Source organism: Vibrio sp. Vb2131, assembly GCF_033338535.1.
GTDB lineage: Bacteria > Pseudomonadota > Gammaproteobacteria > Enterobacterales > Vibrionaceae > Vibrio > Vibrio alginolyticus.
The window spans coordinates 24,522-47,445 of the sequence record NZ_JAWOSW010000029.1 but is presented as its reverse complement, the minus strand read 5'-3'; the positions used below and the strand labels follow the sequence as shown (position 1 = coordinate 47,445).

At 46.4% G+C, this 22,924-nt stretch carries 17 protein-coding genes; 4 read left to right on the top strand and 13 right to left on the bottom strand.

What is annotated here, in order from left to right; all coding sequences use genetic code 11:
* Positions 1–943: 943 nt before the first annotated feature.
* Complete coding sequence (locus tag R7E38_RS21735; protein ID WP_054575314.1) at positions 944–2,515, top strand: ABC-F family ATP-binding cassette domain-containing protein; 1,572 nt, start codon at positions 944–946, stop codon at positions 2,513–2,515.
* The gene (locus R7E38_RS21730) at positions 2,512–3,669 is read left to right on the top strand and encodes an MFS transporter (protein ID WP_054575313.1); all 1,158 of its coding nucleotides are present in this window, start codon (positions 2,512–2,514) and stop codon (positions 3,667–3,669) included. Before R7E38_RS21735 ends, R7E38_RS21730 begins: the two co-directional genes overlap by 4 nt.
* A 74-nt stretch (positions 3,670–3,743) precedes the next feature.
* Here the strand turns inward: R7E38_RS21730 and fis are convergent, their stop codons facing one another.
* The 9 genes from fis to R7E38_RS21685 form a co-directional block, all read right to left on the bottom strand.
* The gene (gene fis, locus R7E38_RS21725; protein ID WP_000462885.1) at positions 3,744–4,040 is read right to left on the bottom strand and encodes a DNA-binding transcriptional regulator Fis; all 297 of its coding nucleotides are present in this window, start codon (positions 4,038–4,040) and stop codon (positions 3,744–3,746) included.
* A 23-nt stretch (positions 4,041–4,063) separates the two neighbouring features.
* Entirely contained in the window at positions 4,064–5,032 is a 969-nt protein-coding gene (gene dusB, locus R7E38_RS21720; RefSeq protein WP_005382505.1) for a tRNA dihydrouridine synthase DusB, read from the bottom strand.
* 139 nt (positions 5,033–5,171) lie between these two features.
* Positions 5,172–6,059: a 50S ribosomal protein L11 methyltransferase gene (gene prmA, locus R7E38_RS21715; RefSeq protein ID WP_054701965.1), complete on the bottom strand. Its 888-nt coding sequence runs from the start codon at positions 6,057–6,059 to the stop codon at positions 5,172–5,174.
* A 165-nt stretch (positions 6,060–6,224) separates the two neighbouring features.
* The gene (accC, locus tag R7E38_RS21710) at positions 6,225–7,568 is read right to left on the bottom strand and encodes an acetyl-CoA carboxylase biotin carboxylase subunit (RefSeq protein ID WP_005382509.1); all 1,344 of its coding nucleotides are present in this window, start codon (positions 7,566–7,568) and stop codon (positions 6,225–6,227) included.
* 14 nt (positions 7,569–7,582) lie between these two features.
* Positions 7,583–8,044, bottom strand: coding sequence for an acetyl-CoA carboxylase biotin carboxyl carrier protein (gene accB, locus R7E38_RS21705; protein WP_005386355.1), 462 nt, complete (start codon positions 8,042–8,044; stop codon positions 7,583–7,585).
* A 61-nt stretch (positions 8,045–8,105) separates the two neighbouring features.
* Entirely contained in the window at positions 8,106–8,555 is a 450-nt protein-coding gene (aroQ, locus tag R7E38_RS21700) for a type II 3-dehydroquinate dehydratase (RefSeq protein ID WP_005382360.1), read from the bottom strand.
* Between the two features lie 303 nt (positions 8,556–8,858).
* On the bottom strand, positions 8,859–10,811 hold the full coding sequence (gene acs / locus R7E38_RS21695; protein WP_170897542.1) for an acetate--CoA ligase: 1,953 nt from the start codon (positions 10,809–10,811) through the stop codon (positions 8,859–8,861).
* 237 nt (positions 10,812–11,048) lie between these two features.
* On the bottom strand, positions 11,049–11,678 hold the full coding sequence (locus tag R7E38_RS21690; protein ID WP_005382363.1) for a 3'-5' exonuclease: 630 nt from the start codon (positions 11,676–11,678) through the stop codon (positions 11,049–11,051).
* A 33-nt stretch (positions 11,679–11,711) separates the two neighbouring features.
* Entirely contained in the window at positions 11,712–13,538 is a 1,827-nt protein-coding gene (locus tag R7E38_RS21685; RefSeq protein ID WP_226084249.1) for a DUF294 nucleotidyltransferase-like domain-containing protein, read from the bottom strand.
* 233 nt (positions 13,539–13,771) lie between these two features.
* Between R7E38_RS21685 and R7E38_RS21680 the strand changes: the two genes are divergently transcribed.
* Together R7E38_RS21680 and R7E38_RS21675 are read left to right on the top strand one after the other, a co-directional pair.
* Positions 13,772–14,959: a 3-phenylpropionate MFS transporter gene (locus tag R7E38_RS21680; protein ID WP_005382367.1), complete on the top strand. Its 1,188-nt coding sequence runs from the start codon at positions 13,772–13,774 to the stop codon at positions 14,957–14,959.
* 134 nt (positions 14,960–15,093) lie between these two features.
* Positions 15,094–18,525 (top strand): PAS-domain containing protein, encoded by a 3,432-nt coding sequence (locus R7E38_RS21675; protein WP_226084247.1) that lies wholly within the window; start codon positions 15,094–15,096, stop codon positions 18,523–18,525.
* 90 nt (positions 18,526–18,615) lie between these two features.
* Here the strand turns inward: R7E38_RS21675 and R7E38_RS21670 are convergent, their stop codons facing one another.
* From R7E38_RS21670 to R7E38_RS21655, 4 genes are all read right to left on the bottom strand, one after another.
* Entirely contained in the window at positions 18,616–20,001 is a 1,386-nt protein-coding gene (locus R7E38_RS21670) for a class II fumarate hydratase (protein ID WP_005386369.1), read from the bottom strand.
* A 17-nt stretch (positions 20,002–20,018) separates the two neighbouring features.
* Positions 20,019–20,396 (bottom strand): hypothetical protein, encoded by a 378-nt coding sequence (locus tag R7E38_RS21665; protein WP_005382370.1) that lies wholly within the window; start codon positions 20,394–20,396, stop codon positions 20,019–20,021.
* Between the two features lie 199 nt (positions 20,397–20,595).
* Entirely contained in the window at positions 20,596–21,078 is a 483-nt protein-coding gene (locus R7E38_RS21660; protein WP_005382371.1) for a hypothetical protein, read from the bottom strand.
* A 108-nt stretch (positions 21,079–21,186) separates the two neighbouring features.
* On the bottom strand, positions 21,187–22,914 hold the full coding sequence (locus R7E38_RS21655) for a sodium:solute symporter family protein (protein WP_005382372.1): 1,728 nt from the start codon (positions 22,912–22,914) through the stop codon (positions 21,187–21,189).
* Positions 22,915–22,924: the final 10 nt, after the last annotated feature.

The following is a 22,924-nucleotide window of genomic DNA, read 5'->3' as shown; positions in this document are numbered from 1 at the left end:
CCACTTATATTAAGCCCCAGTCGAAAGACTGGGGCTTTTTTCGTTTTGGTTCCCCGACTTACCTTAAACCCACTTTCATATTGAAACCTTGCATCGAGAGGCCGGCTTCCCTCTGGCGATGCTTTCTAAGCCCTGTTATGAGTGAAGTGGAACTCAGTTTTGTGTGGTTTCTACTGAACCGGGTCCTAGTATCGAGCGCTAGTTCTCAGCCCTTGTGCTTACTTACCAAAGCTTCCTTTATTATTACCTGGAAAATTTATTCACTAGGTTATGTTATTTTCGGGGGAGATTTCTCTGCTTTAGATGTTTTGATTTAGCCATAGGCGCTTATTAATATAAACTCAGCGCATTTAAAACTTTCCAAACATGGATTTTGTTTTGTCGACCTATTTAAGCCAGTGTCTTAAAGTATATTCGCTACTTCTTCCCTCTAACCCTCTCCAACCTTCAAAGCCACCACTACGTACGTATAACGTGAGCGGTATAGGTGCTTTCATAGCTGTGTTTGCTGAGTAAGCAGTTCACCTGGCACATTGACTGAGGAAAAGTCTTCTTTCTGTGGACCTTCGTGTAAGTCACGATAGTTTTAATAATTATCTGGTACTTTTTATTCTAAAGGTGTACGCTTCACATCGAATATTTTTTCAACAGTAAATCATGTTATATCTCTTGTTTAAAAGCTTTGTAAGAAGGCTGAACTCCATGCAAAAAACGCGATGAAGTGTTGCTCGGAGTCTTAAATTAATCTTCATCAGGTGTTTTATGTGTGGGTAGCTTCGCTGAAGTTATACGCAGGAGCTTGTACACCTGATAAAAGAGAAGAGATGGCCGGTGATATTTCATCATCGGCCTTTTTGTATCTGTTAAGCAGCTACAAAGCATTACCCAGTATTGAAATAAGGGCCGGTATTGATCACCGGCCCTTTTTTATTTGGTTGAAAACATGAGTATTTTACAAGTTAAAAATTTGTCTTATCAGATAGCTGATAAGACGTTATACAACAACGTGACCTTTCGTATTAACGTGGGAGAGAAAATAGGTATCACCGGAGCGAATGGTGTTGGAAAAAGCACCTTATTGAAACTGCTTTTCGGTGAATTATCTGCAGATAAGGGCTGCATTGAATGGTTACCAAACCTTGAGGTGGGGTATTTAGAACAACATTTTAAGATCGATAATGTGCTGACAGTTCATGAGTGTTTAAAGGGCTCTTTTGAGAGTTTATACGCTGCAGAGCAAAAGCTTTGGACTTTGTATCATGCGATGACCGAGTCTCACTCTACATCTCTTTTAAGCCAAGTCGCTCGGCTACAGGCATATTTAGAAGATGAAGACTTCTATGCAATTAATACCAAAATTGAACGAGTTGCTGTAGGTCTTGGTATTTATCAATTTGGCTTAGATACACCGCTTATCTCGCTAAGTGGCGGTCAAAGGCACAAAGTCCTTTTAGGCAGGTTGTTACTTCGCAACCCCGATGTGTTAATTCTTGATGAGCCGACAAACTATCTTGATGCTCCGCACATTGAATGGCTAGTCACGTTTCTCAATGATTACATTGGTACCGTTTTACTGGTTTCTCATGATGTTGATTTTCTTAATCAAGTAGCGACCAGTATTTGTGATATTGATTATCAAACGGTTCGAAAATACAGCGGTACTTATGTCAAAGCAATGCAGCAAAAGCAGCACGACGGTGCTTTATTAGAAAAGCAATATAAGGCTCAGCAAAGTGAAATTCGAAAGTTAGAGAAATTTATTGCCCAAAATGGTGCAGGAGTTAACGCGAGTCTTGCTAAAGGGCGTAAGAAGAGACTGGATAAAATCGAACGTATTCAACTGAATCATGTAGAGAAAGTATCGACGTTTGACTTTGCTTACCAGCCCATTGAGCAACCGAATGTGGTTGAGGCAAAAGCGTTGATGATCGGTTATCAGCAGCCTCTGCTTCCAGTATTTGATATCACGTTAGCGCGCGGGGAAAAGTTGGTTGTTGCTGGCTTTAACGGCGTGGGTAAGTCGACCTTACTTAAAACCCTGATGGGGAAGATCGAGCCACTCTCTGGTGAGGTGGTATTGGCAAAAGGTGCAATGATTGGTTATTTTTCTCAAGATTTGTCTTGGCGCCATCCTCAGAACACGCCTGAACAGGAGCTGTGCTCTTGTGCGCCAACAATCTCAAGCAAAGAGTCACGCAAGCTATTAGCTCGCTTTGGGATCACGGGGGATAAGACGCAGCGCCACTTAGATACATTGAGCGGTGGTGAGCAAACTCGGGTGAAACTGTGTTGTTTATCGGTTCAGAAATGCAATGTTTTGCTGTTGGACGAACCAACAACACATTTGGATAGCAGTAGTAAAAATGCGCTTAAAGAGGCTCTCCAGCGCTTTTCCGGTAGCGTGATTGTGGTATCTCATGAGAAGGCATTTTTGCAATCTTGGCCTGATAGAGTTTTAGATATTTCGTTGCTCACTTGTGCTGAATCGGAAACAGAACAGGAGGTGGAGCTATGATGCAGTCCATGATCCTATTTCTCGTTGCTTTTCTTGTTGGTGCTGATGAGTTGATGCTTGGATCTATTCTTGAACCCATCGGAAATGATTTAAGTGTTCAACCGAGTCAGGTGACCTTATTTATTACGGCATATAGTTTAGCCATAGCAATTTGCGCTCCTTACTTGGGCCGTTTATCAGACCGAGTTGGGCGTATTCGTATCATGGTGCCTGCTTGCTTTGTATTTGGGGTTGCGTCTATTACGACGGGCATAGTTCATGATTTTGAACTTGCTATTGCAACTCGAGTGATCACTGGTATTGCAAGTGCAGGCATGTTGCCAATTGCATTCGCGTTAGCGGGAGACGCGAAGGGTAATAGAGCGATGCGTCAAATTGTGATGGTTCAGGCGGGATTAACGCTAGGTATGATAACTAGCCCGGCGATCGGAGCATTGTTGACCCAGCTTTTATCATGGCGTGCCGCTTTTATTATTTTGGGCGTTGCGGCTCTTCTTGTCGGTGCTATGAGCGTAGTGTTCATGAACAACAAGCATAATGAGTCCAAGAAGTCAGATACTCTGCCACCTATCACAGACGTCATTCATGTTCCTGGCGCGTTGAGGGCGATTCTAGCGATGTGTTTAGGTTTAGGGGGAGGTATTGGTGTATTTAACCTGATAGGCCTTCATATTCGAGATACCAGCGATTTGGCGCTCGGTTGGGTGGGCGCTATTTATGCAGCTCTAGGGATCGTGAGTGTGGTTGGAAATATGTGCGTGGCGAGAGCTTCTCGCTGGCTTGGTAGCTCTCGAGCCGTTATGCGAGTGGCCTTAATGGTGTGCATACCTTGTAGTGCATGGGTGTTCTCAAATGAGATGAGTACGGTGACCGCTTATCTTCCAGCTCTAGTGCTCTGGTCTCTCGCTGGAGGGGTTGGTTCTCCGGCATTACAAGCACATATCGCAAGCTTATCTGATGAATATCGAGGTGTGTTAATGTCTTTTGGAATGAGTATGATGCACTTTGGTGTCGCGACTTGGTCTGCCTTGGCGGGCTTCGCGTATTCTGTAGGCAATGAATGGGTCGCTTTCGTGGTTTCGCTATTGTTTGGCTCAGCGGTGGTTATCTTAAAGCCAGTTGGTAATACTGCACAAAGTGAGCGTTATTCGTAGTGTTTTCGTAGATAAAGAAAAGCCGTTACCTAAAAAGGTAACGGCTTGTTCCAAATACTTTTTGAAAAACGGTCTTAGTTCATGCCGTATTTCTTAAGTTTCTTGCGAAGAGTACCGCGGTTGATACCCATCATAGTTGCTGCGCGAGTTTGGTTACCGCGAGTGTACTGCATGATAGTATCTAGTAGTGGCTGTTCAACTTCAGCTAGAACTAATTCGTATAGTTCTGTTACTTCCTGGCCGTTTAGTTGAGCAAGGTAGTTTTTAAGAGACGCTTTAACAGAGTCACGTAAAGGCTTCTGAGTAATCTGGTCTTGTGACGTTACTGTAGTTACTGTTAATGCTTCTGAAGTCAGATTTTGTTCGAACATATTCGGTCTAGCTCTTCTCTTAATTATGATGCAACGTTATCAAAATAACCTTCTAACGCCTCAATTTGCAGCGGAGCTGCGTCGATAGCGTTGAAGGTACGGCGAAACTCACTTGCCTGTTCATGCTCTTTCAGGTACCACCCAACGTGCTTGCGCGCGATACGTGGACCTAAGAACTCCCCATAAAACTCATGCAGAGCATTTACATGACCAAGCATAATGGTTTTCACTTCCTCAGTTGGAAGTTCCTCCATTGTGGTGCCGTTTTCCAAATAGTGATGGATTTCCTGGAAAATCCAAGGACGACCCTGGGCAGGGCGTCCAATCATTAAAGCGTCCGCACCGGTGTACTCCAGTACAAATTTGGCTTTCTCCGGGCTATCGATATCACCGTTCGCGATAACCGGAATTGAAATCGCCTCTTTTACCGCTTTAATGCTGTCATATTCGGCCTCACCTTTGTACATACATGCTTTCGTTCTGCCATGCAGAGCAAGAGCTTGTATGCCGCAGTTTTCGGCTAATTTAGCGATCTGGACACAGTTCTTGTTGTCTGTATCCCAGCCAGTTCGAGTCTTTAACGTTACAGGAACGTCCACTGCATTCACGACCGCTTTCAAAATCTCTTCGATAATGTTTGGGTATTGAAGCAGAGCAGAGCCCGCTAGCTTCTTATTCACTTTTTTTGCCGGGCAGCCCATGTTGATGTCGATGATTTGTGCACCGTTCTCAACACTGAATTGAGCTGCGTCCGCCATAAGCTGTGGATCGGAACCCGCAATCTGTACAGAGCGAATGCCCGATTCGCCCTCGTGTACCATGCGCTGTTTCGACTTTGACGTTCCCCATAGTTTTGGGTTAGCAGACATCATTTCACTGACGGCCATTCCCGCACCATAGCGAAGACACAACTCGCGAAACGGTCTATCCGTTACACCAGCCATAGGGGCTACGATTAGATTGTTCTTAAGTTGATAGTTTCCGATTTTCAAAACGTCATCACAGTTCTGTACCAGCAAGGGCGCGCATTTTACGCATTTTTTCACTGCGTGAAAAGACTAATATTTGAGCATTTACAAATTGTTTTTGTAAATTGTATGAATTTCAAACAATTAGCTCTGAAAACCTTGTCTAGCCTTGCTTACGACCAGAGATGCGACACCATTCACTTTGCTCAACAATCGGGTCAATGTGAAGCTCGTCACGGTAATAGTTCGCAACATCTTCAGCTTGAGTGTCTAATACGCCGGACATAGCGAGGTCGCCATTTGGCTTAACTAGTCCTTTGATGATAGGTGCAAGTTCACGTAAAGGTCCCGCAAGGATGTTGGCCACAACGACGTCAGCGACGAGACCTTCAGGTTGATTTTGCGGTAAGTAAACTTCTAGTTTGTCTGCAACGCCATTACGCTCAGCATTGTCTTTTGAAGCAAGCAGGGCTTGAGGATCAATGTCGATCCCTATCACTTTTTCAGCGCCCAGTTTGATCGCTGCGATCGCAAGAATACCTGAGCCACAACCGAAGTCGATAACGGTCTTACCGCTTAAGTCCATGCTTTCTAGCCACTCAAGACAAAGTGCTGTTGTAGGGTGAGTACCCGTACCGAATGCAAGGCCTGGATCCAACATAACATTAACAGCGTCAGGATCTGGAATGTCGCGCCAGCTTGGACAAATCCACAGACGCTGACCAAATTTCATTGGGTGGAAGTTTTCCATCCATTCGCGTTCCCAGTCTTTATCTTCAAGCTGTTCTACTTTGTAAGCAAAATTGTCAGCCAGCATATTGCTCGCTTTAATTTGGTCGATGATGAAGTTAGTGTCTGCTTCTGCATCATACAGTGCCAGAATATCAGTATCGCCCCATAAGCGAGTTTCGCCAGGTAGAGGTTCGAATACAGGTGTATCCTGCGCGTCTAAGAATGTAACAGACAGCGCGCCAGTCTCTTCCATTAGCATATCGCCGATTTGCTCAGCGTTTTCATTGGTCGCGTTGAGTTTGATTTGAATCCAAGGCATTGGTTTTTGCTCTTAAAGTGAATGAAGTGGCGCAGAGTTTACCAGAACTCTACGATTTGTTTGAGTATATACCCAAATAAGCCGATTTATATGTTGAGCCGTTCGCGTACATATAAAACAAAAATGCCCACGGGAGTGGGCATTTTTTAAGACGTTTGCTTAGGCTTATTGTAAGCCAAGCTTCTTCTCTAGGTAGTGGATGTTTGCACCACCGTGTTGGAAGTTTTCGTCATTCATAATGGAGAACTGCAGTGGCACGTTAGTTTTGATGCCTTCGATGATCATCTCACCCAGTGCGTTTTTCATACGTGCAATCGCTACATCACGGTTCTCACCGTAAGTGATCAGTTTACCAATCATTGAATCGTAATGAGGTGGAACTGTGTAGCCTGTGTAGATATGAGATTCCCAACGTACACCCATACCGCCAGGAGCGTGGAAACGCTCGATCTTACCCGGAGATGGTAGGAAGCGCTCAGGGTCTTCTGCGTTGATACGACACTCAATCGCATGGCCACGGATCTTAATATCATCTTGAGTGAATGACAGAGGCTGACCCGCTGCAACACGAAGCTGTTCTTTGATTAGGTCGATGCCAGTAACCATCTCTGTTACTGGGTGCTCTACCTGAATACGAGTGTTCATTTCGATGAAGTAGAACTCACCGTTCTCGTATAGGAATTCAAACGTACCTGCGCCGCGGTAACCGATCTCGATACATGCACGAGTACAGCGTTCACCGATGTACTTACGCATTTCTTCGGTGATACCAGGTGCTGGAGCTTCTTCCACTACTTTTTGGTGACGGCGTTGCATTGAACAGTCACGCTCACCAAGGTGGATTGCGCCGCCTTGACCGTCAGCAATAACCTGAACTTCAACGTGACGAGGGTTTTCTAGGAATTTCTCCATGTAAACCATGTCATTGTTGAACGCCGCTTTTGCTTCAGCACGTGTCATTGCAATGGCTTGGATAAGGTCTTTCTCTGCTCGAACAACACGCATACCACGACCGCCGCCGCCGCCAGATGCTTTGATGATTACTGGGTAACCAATGCGCTTAGCAAATGCTTTGTTTTTCTCTTCGTCATTGTCTAGAGGGCCGTCAGAACCCGGTACACAAGGAACGCCTGCTTTCTTCATTGCATTGATAGCAGATACTTTATCGCCCATTAGGCGGATAGTGTCTGCCTTTGGACCAACGAAGATGAAACCACTGCGCTCAACTTGCTCTGCGAAGTCTGCGTTCTCAGACAGGAAGCCGTAACCTGGGTGGATAGCAACAGCACCAGTCACTTCTGCTGCAGAAATGATGCGTGGAATGTTTAGGTAGCTGTCGATACCACGAGCAGGGCCGATACATACGGTTTCGTCTGCGAGCAGTACGTGCTTAAGATCGCGGTCAGCTGTCGAGTGAACAGCGACGGTCTTAATACCTAATTCTTTACAAGCGCGAAGAATACGAAGTGCAATTTCACCTCGGTTCGCGATGACTACTTTGTCTAGCATAAGGCAAGCCCCGCTTATTCGATTACAACAAGAGGTTGGTCGAATTCAACTGGTTGGCCGTCTTCAGCTAGGATTGCTGTAACAACGCCAGATTTGTCCGCTTCGATTTGGTTCATCATTTTCATTGCTTCAACAATACATAGAGTATCGCCAGCATTTACTTTCTGACCCACTTCTACGAATGCTTTAGAGTCTGGGCTTGGAGAGCGGTAGAAAGTACCAACCATTGGAGAAAGAACTTGGTGACCTGCAGGTGTTGCTGCTGGAGCTTCTGCTGCTGGCGCTTCCGCTACTGGTGCCGCTGCTACTGGAGCAGGTGCCGCCGCTGGAGCTGCTGCGTAGTGAATTGGTGCTTGAGGGGCTGCAGTGCCATGACGGCTGATGCGCACTGACTCTTCACCTTCAGAGATCTCTAGCTCAGCAATGCCAGACTCTTCAACTAACTCAATTAGCTTCTTGATTTTACGAATATCCATCTTTTCTTTCTCTTTTATCTTGTGATTAAGACAACCCTCGTAGGGTTGCAGAGTGTTAGGGTTACTTTGCCTGTAGCTTATTGATCGCTGCAGACAGAGCAAATTCATAACCTTGTGCGCCTAAACCGCAAATCACACCCTCTGCTTTATCTGACAGGTAAGAGTGATGACGGAATGGTTCACGTGCGTGCACATTTGATAAGTGCACCTCAATAAATGGGATGGCGACGCCAAGTAATGCATCTCGCAGCGCCACACTAGTATGAGTGAAAGCCGCTGGATTGATGATGATGAAGTCAATCTTGCCATAGGCAGCGTGAATGGCTTCAATCAGTTCGTACTCACGATTTGATTGTAGGTGTTCCAGTTCTACCCCAGCGTTATGGGCTTGCTCTGTAAGAGTATCCACAACTTGAGCTAAGGTACTGTGACCATAGTGTGTCGGTTCGCGCAGACCCAATAGATTAAGATTTGGTCCGTTTAGAACAAGAATCCGTGACTTTGCAGACATTGTGTTGCTATCTTCCCTTATCGTGAGTGGAACGTTTATATTCCCAAATATACGATAGTTCAGCACGATTTTTTTGTTAAAACCGAGCAAATTTTAAAAAATCGACCAAGATTATAGCTAATTCATAGCAATTAGCAGCAATTTACTGGTCTAATCTCCTAATAGCCACTCTCGTTTCTGTAACCAAGTTAACAAAAACAACATAATTGCCATATTTTTTGTATGGCCAATTTGTGCACTAAAGCAAAAAACCGCCATGAGTGATGGCGGTTTTTAAAGTGCTTTTAAAACAGTTGGTTGAATTTATGCCAATTCTGCTTTCTCTGCGATAAGTTTATCTACAACGCTCGGATCGGCAAGCGTTGATGTGTCTCCGAGGTTGCTGGTATCACCCGTTGCAATTTTACGCAGGATTCGACGCATGATCTTACCAGAACGAGTCTTCGGTAAGGAATCCGTCCAGTGCAGTACATCTGGTGTTGCAATTGGACCAATCTCTTTACGCACCCAATCTTTCACTTCTTTGTGTAGCTCTGCTGACGGGAATTCACCATCGTTCAAGGTAATGTAAGCGTAGATAGCTTGGCCTTTGATATCATGCGGAATGCCCACAATAGCGGCCTCAGCAATTTTATGATGTGCGACAAGAGCCGATTCTATTTCAGCGGTACCCATGCGGTGACCCGACACGTTTAGTACGTCATCAACACGGCCCGTGATCCAGTAGTAACCGTCTTCGTCACGACGAGCCCCATCACTAGTAAAGTACATTCCCTTGAAGGTTGAGAAGTAGGTCTGTTCAAAGCGTTCGTGGTCGCCATAAACAGTACGCATCTGACCTGGCCATGAATCAAGGATCACCAAGTTACCTTCTGCTGCGGTTTCTTCAATGATGTTGCCCATGTTATCAACCAGTGCAGGTTGGACTCCGAAGAATGGTCGAGTTGCTGAGCCTGGTTTTAAATCTGTTGCACCTGGTAGTGGTGCAATTAAGATACCGCCGGTCTCTGTTTGCCACCAAGTATCAACGATAGGCGAGCTCTCGTTACCAATCGTTTTGTAGTACCACTCCCACGCTTCAGGGTTGATAGGCTCACCTACTGAACCCATCACACGTAAGCTTGAACGAGATGTCCCTGCTACCGCTTCGTTACCTTTTGCCATTAGTGCACGAATAGCGGTTGGCGCAGTGTAGAGAATGTTCACTTGGTGCTTATCAACCACTTCACTCATACGAGCCGTGCTTGGGTAGTTTGGAACACCTTCAAACAGAATAGTTTTGGCCCCGTTCGCTAGTGGACCATAAATTAGGTAAGTATGGCCTGTAATCCAGCCCACATCCGCGGTACACCAGAAGGTTTCACCTGGTTGATAATCGAAGACATATTTAAAGGTCATTGCCGCGTAGACGAGGTAACCGCCTGTAGTATGTAGTACGCCTTTAGGTTTACCTGTCGAGCCAGATGTGTAGAGGATGAACAGCGGGTCTTCGGCTTTCATCTCTTCTGGTGGGCAAACGTCAGAAACGTTGGCTGTTGCTTCGTGCCACCAAACATCACGGTGTTCATGCCATTCAACATCACCACCTGTACGTTTAAGCACGACGACTTTATTGATGGTTTTTACGTCTGGGTTGGTTAGTGCTTCATCCACGTTCTTTTTCAGTGGAACAGCGCGTCCGCCACGTACGCCTTCGTCTGCGGTGATCACGACTTTAGCGTCAGAGTCGATGATACGGCCGGATAGCGCTTCTGGTGAGAAACCGCCAAATACTACGGTGTGAACCGCACCAATACGGGTACAAGCGAGCATAGCCACTGCAGCTTCTGGCACCATTGGCATGTATAGACACACCACGTCGCCCTTGCGTACGCCTTGCTCTTTCAATGCGTTGGAGAATTTACACACTTCTTTGTGTAGTTCGTTGAAAGTGAGTGTTTTGTCGTTGGCTGGATCATCGCCTTCCCAAATGATGGCGACGTCGTCCCCGTGTTCTGCGAGATGACGGTCAATACAGTTAGCCGAGACGTTCAGTGTGCCATCTTCAAACCAGCGAATATCAACATGGCCAGTGTCGAAAGAAGTGCTTTTTACTTTGGTGAAAGGTTTGATCCAATCAACGATTTTGCCGTGTTCGTTCCAGAAGCCCTCTGGATCGGTTACCGACTGCTGATACATGGCTAAGTAAGTATCATTATCCGCGTGTGTATGAGTTTTAATATTTTCTTTTACCGGATAAACGTGGGCTTCGCTCATGGCTTCTCTCCTTGTGCCTTATTTCTCGGCCTTACACCAATCTAGATAAGATTTTGAATATATTTTTGTAGGGCTGTTTTTTGGTTCTAAATAACTTGGTCGTGGTAATGACGACGTTGTGCTTATAACTGTCAGTCACCGCGCGTATTTCCACAATTAGACTTTAGGATGAGAGTGATGGAAGCGCCGGGAAATCGCTGAAACAAAAGCATTTCTGGGAGCTAGGTCAACTGATTTTTATGTATACGGCGCGGTTAGGTTGGGTAAATCGCCTTTCGTTAAGCGGACAAAGACCAAAGCGGCAGAAATCGCGTCTTGCAAGGCGTCGTGTTTGTCTTGGATAGGAAGTTCGAGGTGTTTACAAATGGCATCCAGACTTAAGTCGAAATAGGCATTCGGCAAATGTCGTTCCAACTTATCGTGATAAATCTGACTGACCTCGATAAGTGGGTTAGGAAGTGGGAAGCCAAGTTGCCGCAGACAAGCAAGGTCTAAGATCTTTTTATCGTAACGAATGTGATAGCCCACAAGTGGTCGGTTGCCGATAAAGTCGAGCAGCTCGAGCAGCGCCTCTTTTTCACTGATGCCATCGACTAAGTCTTGGTGGCGAATTCGATGGATCTTGACCGAGCCTGAGTCGAGCGATTGCGGCGCGCGTAAGCGGACTTCAAATGGTTGACTGGTGATGATGCGGTTGTCGATGATCTTGGTGGCTGCAATAGTCACCAGCTCGGCGCGATTTGGGTCAAGGCTGGTGGTTTCGCAGTCAAGAGAGACGTATTCTGTTTTATCTGGCGTGCAAAACAGCGACTGATAAGGCGAACCTTTCAGTTTGTAATGCCAGTATTTGCGTTGTAACCAGTTCATTGCTTACGCCTCTGTGATTTATGAAAATCAGGGTTAATCACGAATTTGATAATGGAAGCCTAAAAATTGCTTAAATTTCTTCACCACATGTAAGCTGTGGCGAAGCAAATCACGCTCAGTTCTATCCAGTTGTTTAATATCAATGTTATTCAACGCTTCTTGCTTTTTGAGTTGCTGATTAAGACGAAGTTTAAAGAACAATTTCAGTGCTTCGTTGAGATTATCTGCCGTTTCGGATTCTAAGATGCGCTTATTTCTCAGAGCTTCAATGCGTTCAAACGTGTTCTTCTCCTCAATGGCATACTCCAAAGACAAGGCGCGAATGCCGTGTACAATTGGGAAAATACCGCCGCGTTTAATGTCCAATCCGTCTTTAGCACTTTTTACGTTGCCAAATAGAGTTAGGGGCACCGAAAACTGCAAGGCAGGGCGAGTAAAGTCAGACAATATCAACATGCGATCTTTCATTGTGTCACGAAGATGCGCCGCAATTGGAGCCAGCAGCTCGCAATTCCCAGCAACAGCATGGGCGTCACTGAAAATGGCTAAGTCCATGATTTGTTCTGGTTCGGCTTTAGCTATCCAGTGGTTTAGGGTGCTTATCCATTCTTGCTGTGTTTTGACCCATTTCGGGTTGCTAACCATCACTTTACCAGGGCAAAGTGGATAACCGAGCTGTTGTAGGGTGTGTGTGAAGGAGCGCATCACTTGTTCGCAATGAGGCCATTCCAGACCATCTTGAATAATCAGGGCATTGTCTTGATCGGTTTTGAGAATTTGCTCTCCTCGGCCTTCAGAGCCGAGTACGATCAAGCAACAATGGTCGTGCAAGGCTGGTGGTATCACTAACTCGAACGCTTTCTCGATAATTTGTTCGTTTACGGCTGAGATAAGCTCCATGATGAAGCGAGTGCGGATGCCGTTTTTCAATAAGCTCTCGACCAATTGACGTTGGCGGTTTGAGGCCAAAGCGAGCTCTTCCACGCTGCTTGCTCGAGCAATACTGAGCGTTAACACGTGAGAGTGGGTTGAGAACGCGCTAAGAATTTGGGTCATATCCAGCATGCCGACAGCTCTGTTGCCTTCACATACCATGAGGCGTTTCATTCTATTTCTGGTCATTGTGATCATGGCGTTGAATAGAAAGTCTCCATCATCAACGTGATAAACAGGAAAGCTCGCGATCTCACCCACTGGTGTGTCGAGCGCGCAACCATCTATCATCACAGAATGCAGCATATTAGTACGAGTCACTATTGCGTACGGGTGGGCTGATGGCCATTTTTCCAATCGTGGATCATCGCCATGGAGTTGAACCAATGCAGCGTCAATCCCATTTTCTTTTAAGGAACGTGTTACCTCGTTAATTGGTGTATTTGGTTCAAGGATCATCGGTGGGTGATAAATGCTGCGGTCAACTTTAGTGAGAATAAACTCCGCTAAGTTTTGCTGTTGATGGGCCGCTTCGATGAGCTCTTGCCGTTTCGATAAATTGTTATCGAAATAGGCTGCAAACTGGCCATTTTCGTTGTAAAGGGCAAGGAAAATTTCTTTCGGCAGTAGGTAAGAGAGCGTGTCCTCAAGCGCGATGTAGTGATGACGTACCTTGTCTTCAAGTAACGAGCGTACATCGAACATATCGTCGTTGGCATAATGTGCGAACACTTCCTGTTGATCGTTGGAGCGCTCTTCTACCGCGCCTTTGATCAGAATATGTAAGTGGGGGTTCTTCTGTCCGCAGGATAAAATAACATCTCGAGCTCGATAGTAGGCGACGTCCAGAGACGATCGCAGTCGCGTTTGTTGTGCTTCAGTTAAGCGATCGAACGGTGGAGATTGCATGTTAAATTTGTCAGGCATGAGAACACCCAATAATGATGGAAGGAACACTCTCTAAGTCTGACAAATTTCTTACCGGAAGCCAGACGACTTTGGTCTAAATTACGATGTTTTCGTTTGAAGATGCCAAATGTCGCAAAGTTAGTATTCCATCGAGGAAACGATAAGTTTCTTATTCTTCCCTTTTTATAATACGCATGGCGATCCATAATTCCCGGCTCGAACGTTGGTGTTCCCGTTTTAGGATATTAGTAATGTTGAAACCTTCTCCGTATGGCTGGATTTCCCAGTACTTTCTCGGATTCTTCTTTGCGTATGGCGTGTATCTGCCATTTTGGTCACTTTGGTTTAAGGATCAGGGCGTATCTTCGACAGATATCGGTTTGCTGGTCGGGTTAGGCCTTGCGACACGTTGTGTTGCCAATATCGTGATCACCCCACGAGTACACAAAGTCGAACATCTTATGCCTGCTTTACGTTGGTTGAGTTTCGCTGCCCTCCTTTTTGTTGGATTTCACTTTTTTACGGGTGGTAGCTTTTGGTTAATGGCACTAGCGACAGTGTTGTTCAATCTTTGTTGTGGACCGATTATTCCGTTGTCGGACGCGATGGCAAATTACTACGCTCGCCTGAAAATGCTCGATTATGGCCGCACGCGGCTATGGGGTTCGATCGCCTTTATCGCAGGCTCGACGGCAGTGGGCTACCTGGTGGCTGAATTTGGCTCCGATATGATCTTGTACACTGCGATGTTCGGCGTGTTTATCTCGTTGCTGTTTGCTATGCGACCGACTAACCCAATGCCTGTAACGCACGGTGGGCAAAGCGCAGAACGTCCAAAGCTGACCGCTCTTTTGACCGACAAGCCGATACTAAAATTCTTAGTGTTGGTGTCACTAATTCAGGGCAGTCATGCGGCTTACTACGGCTTTAGTGCGATTCACTGGAAGGCCGCTGGTCACTCGGAAGATGTCATTGGCTACTTGTGGAGCTTAGGAGTAGCCGCAGAAGTGGCAGTGTTTGCATTGAGTAAGCGCTTATTCGTAGGTTGGTCAATACGCGCGCTGTTTATTGCTGCTGCCGTTGGTGTAATGATGCGTTGGGGTATTACGGCGTCGACAACATCAATTATTGCTTTGGTGATTGTTCAACTATTGCATGGTGTGACTTTCGCTACCGCACACATTGCCGCGATCCAATATATCCAAAACTCCGAAGAAAATAAGATCGTAGCGTTGCAAGCGTTGTATAACGCGATTCCGTTGGGCGCATTTATCGCGTTAATGACCGTATTGAGTGGCTGGGGTTATGAGCACTGGGGACCGCTTGTGTTCTGGGGCATGGCCGCGATGGGGTTATTGGCTCTGTTCATCAAGCTTGATTCGCAAGACCCACATCAGGTGGTTGATGTATCAGACAAGCCACTTGAAACTCAGAATTAGACTTATGTAACAAAGGTTAAAAACTAAGCTTTGTCTCCTTTATCAAAGCAGTGTTAAATAAACCTCTCCCTCATGGAGAGGTTTTTTTATTCTCTTGCTTTAAAAGTAGCAAGAAAGGCAAGAAAGGATATCGGATGCAAGGATGGCTGGTGGTTCCCGTTTCTTTAGCGTATTTGGGAGCTTTATTTATCATCGCGTGGTACGGCGACATTCAGAAAAGGTGGCTAGCGCGCTGGCGGCCTTGGATTTATAGCCTTTCCATTGCGGTGTACTGTACATCGTGGACCTTCTACGGCACGGTCGGGCAGGCCAGCAGTAATCCTTGGTCTTTCTTGCCCATCTATATCGCCCCCATTTTAGTGTTTACCATCGGATGGCGCGTTTTAGCTCGGCTTATTTTGATTGCTAAACGGGAACACATCACGTCGATTGCTGACTTTATCGGAGCACGCTACGGTAAATCCCAAGGTTTGGCCGTGGTTGTTACGCTCATAGCGGTTGCGGGAATTTTGCCGTACATCGCTTTACAGCTGCGTGGTATCACTATGGGGCTTGAAATCATTGCTCCGGAGCTGGCTACTGATTTTGGTTATCAAAACGATAGCGTGTCGTGGTTTGTTGTGGTCGCATTGGCGATTTTTACGATGCTATTCGGTACCCGCCACATTGATAACACGGAACACCATCGTGGGATGATGATGGCAATTGCCTTCGAATCCATTATCAAACTGCTGGCTTTTTTAGTGGTTGGTGTCTTCATTGTTTGGTTGGCGATGAACACCGAGAATTTGAGCTTAATTGATGTTGCCGCGCAGACGTATCAGTCACCAAATATCCCGACTATATTGATTCATACTGTACTGACCATGCTGGCGATCGTTTGCCTTCCGCGACAATTCCATACGATGGTCGTGGAAAATGAACGTGCTCAAGATTTGCATGTGGCTCGTTGGTTGTTCCCCATTTATCTGATCTTAATGGGGATTTTTGTTTTACCTATTGCGTGGGTAGGTCAAGGTCTCTTGAGTGGCGCTTCGCCTGATACTTATGTCATCAGTGTGCCGATGTCGGTAGGGGCGAGTGAAATCGCCTTACTTGCGTTTCTGGGCGGTACTTCAGCGGCAAGTGGCATGGTTATCGTATCGACGATTGCCTTAGCGATCATGGTCTCGAATGACTTGGTTATGCCATTGCTATTGCGTCGCATGCGACTGACGCAGCGTAACCATCACCATTTTTCTGAATTATTACTGCGGATCCGCCGTGGTTTGATTTTAGTTTTGTTGATTGGCGCGTGGTGTTTCTATCAAGCGTTGGACACTATTCATTCACTTTCTGCTATCGGCTTTCTCTCGTTCGCGGCTATCACGCAATTCGCTCCTGCGCTGGTTGGCGGTATGTATTGGCGTCAAGGGAATAAGAAAGGTGTGTATGTTGGCCTCGCGGTGGGTTTTGCTACCTGGTTGATTACGTTAATGAGCCAAACAGACATGCTTGCCGGAGACGCCAGTAATAACTTCCTGATCTGGTTGATTACGCCACCAGAGGTATTGGCTAGCTTTGATATCGCGATTTCAGATTGGGGGATGATCCTCAGTGTGGTCGCTAATGCAGTGTGTTTTGTTGTGGTTTCTATGGCTACCCGACCAAGCCTAAGTGAGCGCTTACAATCGGCATCATTCGTTGGTACACCGCTGCCTGAAAGCGAAAATGTGAGCCTGTACCAGAGCCGCGTTACGGTTGCGGAACTGGAAATGCTAGCGTCCAGATTTGTCGGACGAACGCGAGTTAAAGCGGCGTTTCAAGCCTACTGGAGCCAGCAACGAGAAGAGTTAATGCCGAATCAGCAAGCGCCATCTTCTCTGATTCGGCATACGGAGCGTGTGCTAGCAGGGGTATTTGGTGCATCTTCTGCTAAGTTAGTACTTACTTCCGCTCTGCAAGGAAGAAACATGCAGCTTGAAGAGGTGGCGACTATCGTCGATGAAGCCTCTGAACTGTACGATTTTAGTCGGGGTTTACTCCAAGGCGCGATTGAGCATATTGGACAAGGTATTGCGGTCGTCGATAAGCAACTACGCTTGGTAGCGTGGAACCAACGCTATTTAGAACTCTTTGAATTTCCGCCAGGCCTGATTCAAGTAGGTCGACCGATTGCGGATGTGATTCGGCACAATGCAGAGCAGGGGTTGTGTGGCCCTGGTGACCCTGATGACCACGTTCGTCGCCGTGTTTATCACCTTGAGCAAGGGACTCGGCACACCTCTTCTCGGGTTCGTCCCGATGGTCGCGTGATAGAGGTGCAAGGTAACCCAATGCCAGGTGGTGGCTTTGTGATGAGCTTTACCGACATCACCGTATTCCGTGATGCAGAGCAAGCACTGAAAGACGCCAACGAGACATTGGAAGAAAGGGTACGTCTGCGGACTCGAGAATTAGAACAACTTAACAAGCAGCTGGTGGAAGCGACGCAGCGCTCGGATTTGGAATCGAAATCCAAATCACGGTTCTTGGCGGCAGTAAGCCATGACTTGATGCAACCGCTCAACGCGGCGCGTCTATTCGCTTCTTCACTATCGGAAGTCGCCAAAGACAGCGAAGCCAAAAAGCTGTCAGCACACATTGAAAGTGCTTTAGAGGCTGCCGAAGACTTAATTGGAGATTTGCTGGATATCTCGCGTTTGGAATCGGGCAAGTTGGAAGTCAACGTGCATGGCTTTGCGTTAAATGATGTGTTATCGAATTTGAATGCTGAGTTTAGTGCGTTAGCCAAACAGCAAGGTATAGAGTTCACGATGATTCCGTCCTCACTCATGGTTAAGTCGGATCCCAAACTGCTGCGCCGTGTGGTGCAAAACTTCCTGACCAATGCGTTTCGTTATAACCCGAATGGCAAAGTCGCACTCGGTGTTCGCCGCGTGAAAGGGCGAGTGCGTATTGATGTATGGGATAATGGAGTGGGGATTGAAGAAGAGAAGCAGCAAGAGATTTTTGAAGAGTTTAATCGCGGAACTCAAGTTCGTTCCGACCAAGGCCTCGGACTTGGTTTGGCGATTTCGAAAGGAATTGCTCAGGTACTTGGGCATGAAATTTCGATGCGCTCTTGGGTTGGAAAAGGCAGTGTTTTTTCCATCACCCTAGATAAAGCTGATCATGTTCAGCCTCATCCAGTTCACGTGGCGATGAATAAGCAATCTGAACTCGGTCATCTGAGAATCCTTTGTGTCGATAATGAGCCTGACATTCTAGTCGGCATGGAAAACTTACTTTCCCGATGGGGTTGCGATACACGAGTTGCGATTGATTTAGTTGAAAGTCTACAAGCGCTTGAGGATGGTTGGATTCCGGATGTAATTTTCTCCGATTACCGACTTGATGATGGTCGTACTGGTTTAGAAGTGTTACAGCAATGCCGCCTGAGATTAGGCCACAGCTTTGAAGGCGTCATCATCAGTGCAGATCGTACCGATGATATGCTTGATGGCATCAAAGCAAATGGGTTCAGCTTTATTGCTAAGCCAGTTAAGCCGCTTAAGCTGCGTTCGGTGCTCAATCGAGTCGCTTAGGATTGGAGTGTTTGAAAAATCGCTATAAAAGAGACCTCCGAATGGAGGTCTCGATGTTTGTAATCTTAGTTGATAGGCTGAGTTTGCCGTTTATTCTGCGACGCCGCCTTGGGTCAGTTTGGCTGGATTAAGCAATCGCTCTAGTGTGGCTCTATCCAAATCAGTTTCTTCTTCCGCGACATCAATAATCGCGCGCCCCTGTTTGTAGGCTTTTTTCGCGACTTCTGCCGCTTTTAGGTAACCAATGACCGGGTTGAGAGCCGTGACCAAAATTGGGTTTTTGGCGAGTGCTACATCCAAGTTATCTTGGCGAACTTCAAACGTCGCAATGGCTTTGTCAGCTAAAGCGGTTGCGCTGTTAGAGAGTAACTCGATGCTCTCCAATACGTTATGAGCAATAACTGGCAACATGACGTTAAGCTGGAAGTTGCCCGCTTGGCCTGCGACGGTAATGGTGGTGTCATTACCAATGACTTGCGCTGATGCCATCGCTGCGGCTTCTGGGATCACAGGATTTACTTTGCCAGGCATGATGGAAGAACCCGGTTGCAAGCCTTGTAATTCTATCTCACCTAAACCAGCCAATGGGCCTGAATTCATCCAACGAAGATCGTTTGCGATCTTCATGATCGCAACTGCTGCTGTTTTGAGCTGTCCCGACAGAGCGACGATCGCATCTTGACTGCTTAAATTGAAAAAGAAGTTATCACTGGCCGTGAACTGAATACGAGTTGACTGGGTTAGGTTGCTAGCGAATAAGTCTGCAAAGCGTGGATCGGCATTGATCCCCGTTCCAACCGCCGTACCACCTTGGGCTAAGGCTTTTACAGCAGGAAGTGTTTGTTCAATCGCTTGTTTTGCATGCTCGATTTGGAACTGCCAACCGCCAAGTTCTTGAGCAAAGGTAATTGGCATCGCATCCATTAAGTGGGTGCGACCGGTTTTTACAACATCTTTCAATGCTTGTTGCTTAGACTCTAGTGTTTGGCTTAGGTGTGACAGGGCCGGGAAGAGCTGTTTTTCGATGGCTAATGCTGCGCTAACTTGAATGGCCGTTGGTACCACATCGTTGCTGCTTTGCCCCATGTTGACGTGATCATTAGGGCTGACAGTGCCGCCTAGATGCTGGGAGGCCAGTGTTGCAATTACTTCATTCGCATTCATATTTGAGCTAGTGCCTGATCCCGTTTGGAACACGTCAATTGGGAATTGCTCAATATGATTGCCTTCGATAATTGCTTGAGCTGCGTCAGCAATCGCGTTGGCAATATCTCCCTCAAGCAGCCCTAGCTGTGCGTTGGTGAGTGCCGCAGTCTGCTTGATGTGTGCTAACGCTTTGATAAAACCAGATGGCATTTTATGTTGACTGAATGAGAAGTTATCGACGGCGCGTTGAGTCTGGGCTTGGTAGAGAGCATCTGCAGGGACAGTAACTTCGCCCATACTGTCAGTTTCTATGCGGAATTCGGTGCTCATGGTAGGGATCCTTTTGGTTAATCGAGTGAGATTTGAATCAGGCGTAATTGTTGTTGTAGTGCGAGAAATTTCACGTCGCCTTGTTCAAACTGGTAGTAATAGCGTTTGAGGCAGAATAATGGCGTATGGATAGAATCGAGACAGACACGACGGAAGATACGACTGCGAGTTGAGTCTTGAATTGCGTCTAGTAAATGGAAATAAACCTGACGTAAAAACAGCTCACACAACAATAGATTTTCTTCATCGGCATCGTGTTCATAACAGGAAGACAACACCATTCCCCAATGAATATAGTCATGAATCACGTCTGGCTCAAAGCCATGTGGTGCGGCGAGAAGGAATCTATCTTGGGCTTTAAAAAATGCGTTAAAGATGTCCCGTTTGTTGTCCATAACCACCTCTCATTGAATGTAATGATAATTATTATCAATTAACTTGTGGGTTGGCAACCCTTTTTAGAGTAAGAGGTTGTTGAAGAAAGACTTACGGAAACAAAAGCCGACGCAAAGGCGTCGGCTGAGTAGGAATTCATTTATGCTGAGTGAAACTAAGTCACTGTCGTTTGAAGACCGGTGAATTAGCTTGTCAGCGTTATTCAGTAAATAAGGTTTCGTACTTCACAAATGCGGTTTGTGTTTCACCATAATATAGTGTGCCGCCTGATTGAATGACGACTCTTAACCAGCTTTCTGCAGATGCAGGCTTTGGTAAGGTGATGTACCAGCTTTGGCCTGCTTGATCGGCGGGCTTCATATCAATCGGTTGAGCGTTTTTCTCTTTGTCACTCACAATAGAAACTTTAACCCCTTCAAGTGGGTAAGCGGCGTTGAGTGACAATTCTAAGTTATTTTTAGTGAGTTTTTCAGAGCGAAATTTCACTTTAAAATCGCCATTTTCCATATCACACAGACCACTGGTGTAACGACAATTAGACTTACTCGCGAGTTTGTAAGTTTCCCCTTCTTGCGCCGCGTGGGGTTTCTCGCTGAGGGCCATATCGGTACCGAAGTAAGCGATCAAAGAGAGAACTGGCGCAATCAGTAGAGCGAGAATAAAGTGCTTGTTTTTGAACATCTTGGCTTCCTTGCAACGACATACTGCGAATATGGTAACTGAAAAGTGAGAATAAAAAAGCCCCGGACGGCTGGTTCCAAACGGGGCTTTTGTGGTTTTGATTAGTTTTTAGTGATCCACTGCACTACCAGCACCTACTGGCACGCGAACGTGTTCGACTAGGTCTTTTACTTCTTGTGGCGTTTCTGCTGTTACTTTGGATACAGCGAATGCGACGATGAAGTTAAATAGTGCGCCAATAGCACCAAACGCGTTTGGCTCAATACCCAGGAACCAGTTTGTTCCCCAGCTTTCTAGATATTTCCAATCAGCAACGAAAAGGATGCCTTTGTGTTGGAATACGTAGAACAGCGTAATACTGATACCCGCAATCATACCGGCGATTGCGCCTTCTTTGTTGATGCTCTTGCTGAAGATGCCCATCATCAATGCAGGGAAGATGGATGAAGCGGCAAGACCAAAGGCGAGTGCTACCGTACCTGCGGCAAATCCAGGCGGATTTAAACCGAGATAGCCTGCGGCTGCTATCGCTACTGCCATTGATATTCGACTAGCAAGTAGCTCTTTTTTCTCGGATATGTTCGGATTGATAACCCCTTTGATTAAGTCATGGGAAATAGCTGAAGAAATGGCGAGTAGTAAACCTGCTGCGGTAGATAGTGCAGCTGCAAGACCACCTGCTGCCACAAGTGCAATCACCCAGTTTGGTAGTTTAGCGATCTCTGGGTTAGCCAATACCATGATGTCGTTATCAACGCGCAGTTCGTTGGTGGACGCATCTGAAGTGTATTGGATATTGCCATCGCCATTTTTATCGTCAAAACCGAGTAGTCCAGTTGTTTCCCAGTTTTTGAACCACGCAGGACGCTCGTCATACGCTAGGTGCTGACCCGGAGCTGGATTTACCGTATTCATTAGGTTGAGGCGAGCCATCGCTGATACCGCTGGTGCAGTAGTGTAAAGGATTGCGATGAAGATCAGAGCCCAGCCTGCTGATGTACGTGCGTCGCGAACCTTCGGCACGGTAAAGAAACGGATAATTACGTGTGGTAGACCGGCAGTACCAATCATCAGTGACATGGTGTAGACAAACATATTAAGTGTGTCGCCACGTACTTGGGTCGTGTATTCACTGAATCCGAGTTCGGTCACCACTTGGTCAAGCCGATCGAGTAGATAGACATCGGTACCAGCCATGGTACTCCCCAGACCAATTTGTGGGATTGGGTTACCAGTGAGTTGCAGAGAGATAAAGATTGCAGGGATAGTGTAAGCAAGAATGAGTACGCAATATTGAGCAATCTGCGTGTAAGTGATGCCTTTCATGCCGCCAAGAACCGCGTACATGAAAACGATACACATACCAATTAATAGGCCGGTGGAGTAATCCACTTCTAAGAAGCGACCAAACGCAACGCCCACGCCTTTCATCTGACCGATAACATAAGTCACTGATGCGATGATAAGACAAACAACCGCTACGATACGTGCTGTGTTGGAGTAAAAGCGTTCACCAACAAACTCTGGCACCGTAAACTTACCAAATTTGCGTAGGTAAGGTGCTAGCAACAGCGCAAGCAGAACGTAGCCACCAGTCCAACCCATTAGAAATACTGAGCCGCCATAGCCCATGAAGGCAATTAAGCCTGCCATTGAGATAAACGACGCTGCGGACATCCAATCGGCTGCGGTTGCCATACCGTTTGCAATCGGGTTTACACCGCCACCAGCAACATAAAACTCTTTGGTTGAGCCGGCGCGAGCCCAAATAGCAATCCCGATGTACAGGATGAACGTGGCGCCAACGACCAGGTAGGTAATAGTTTTCAAATCCATCTGAGTGACT

Excerpts from the sequence above, each read along its gene's own strand:
- R7E38_RS21735 (WP_054575314.1), top strand. The coding sequence starts at position 944 with ATGAGTATTTTACAAGTTAAAAATTTGTCTTATCAGATAGCTGATAAG.
- R7E38_RS21730 (WP_054575313.1), top strand. The coding sequence starts at position 2,512 with ATGATGCAGTCCATGATCCTATTTCTCGTTGCTTTTCTTGTTGGTGCT.
- fis (WP_000462885.1), bottom strand. The coding sequence starts at position 4,040 with ATGTTCGAACAAAATCTGACTTCAGAAGCATTAACAGTAACTACAGTA.
- prmA (WP_054701965.1), bottom strand. The coding sequence starts at position 6,059 with ATGCCTTGGATTCAAATCAAACTCAACGCGACCAATGAAAACGCTGAG.
- accC (WP_005382509.1), bottom strand. The coding sequence starts at position 7,568 with ATGCTAGACAAAGTAGTCATCGCGAACCGAGGTGAAATTGCACTTCGT.
- accB (WP_005386355.1), bottom strand. The coding sequence starts at position 8,044 with ATGGATATTCGTAAAATCAAGAAGCTAATTGAGTTAGTTGAAGAGTCT.
- aroQ (WP_005382360.1), bottom strand. The coding sequence starts at position 8,555 with ATGTCTGCAAAGTCACGGATTCTTGTTCTAAACGGACCAAATCTTAAT.
- acs (WP_170897542.1), bottom strand. The coding sequence starts at position 10,811 with ATGAGCGAAGCCCACGTTTATCCGGTAAAAGAAAATATTAAAACTCAT.
- R7E38_RS21690 (WP_005382363.1), bottom strand. The coding sequence starts at position 11,678 with ATGAACTGGTTACAACGCAAATACTGGCATTACAAACTGAAAGGTTCG.
- R7E38_RS21685 (WP_226084249.1), bottom strand. The coding sequence starts at position 13,538 with ATGCCTGACAAATTTAACATGCAATCTCCACCGTTCGATCGCTTAACT.
- R7E38_RS21680 (WP_005382367.1), top strand. The coding sequence starts at position 13,772 with ATGTTGAAACCTTCTCCGTATGGCTGGATTTCCCAGTACTTTCTCGGA.
- R7E38_RS21675 (WP_226084247.1), top strand. The coding sequence starts at position 15,094 with ATGCAAGGATGGCTGGTGGTTCCCGTTTCTTTAGCGTATTTGGGAGCT.
- R7E38_RS21670 (WP_005386369.1), bottom strand. The coding sequence starts at position 20,001 with ATGAGCACCGAATTCCGCATAGAAACTGACAGTATGGGCGAAGTTACT.
- R7E38_RS21665 (WP_005382370.1), bottom strand. The coding sequence starts at position 20,396 with ATGGACAACAAACGGGACATCTTTAACGCATTTTTTAAAGCCCAAGAT.
- R7E38_RS21660 (WP_005382371.1), bottom strand. The coding sequence starts at position 21,078 with ATGTTCAAAAACAAGCACTTTATTCTCGCTCTACTGATTGCGCCAGTT.
- R7E38_RS21655 (WP_005382372.1), bottom strand. The coding sequence starts at position 22,914 with ATGGATTTGAAAACTATTACCTACCTGGTCGTTGGCGCCACGTTCATC.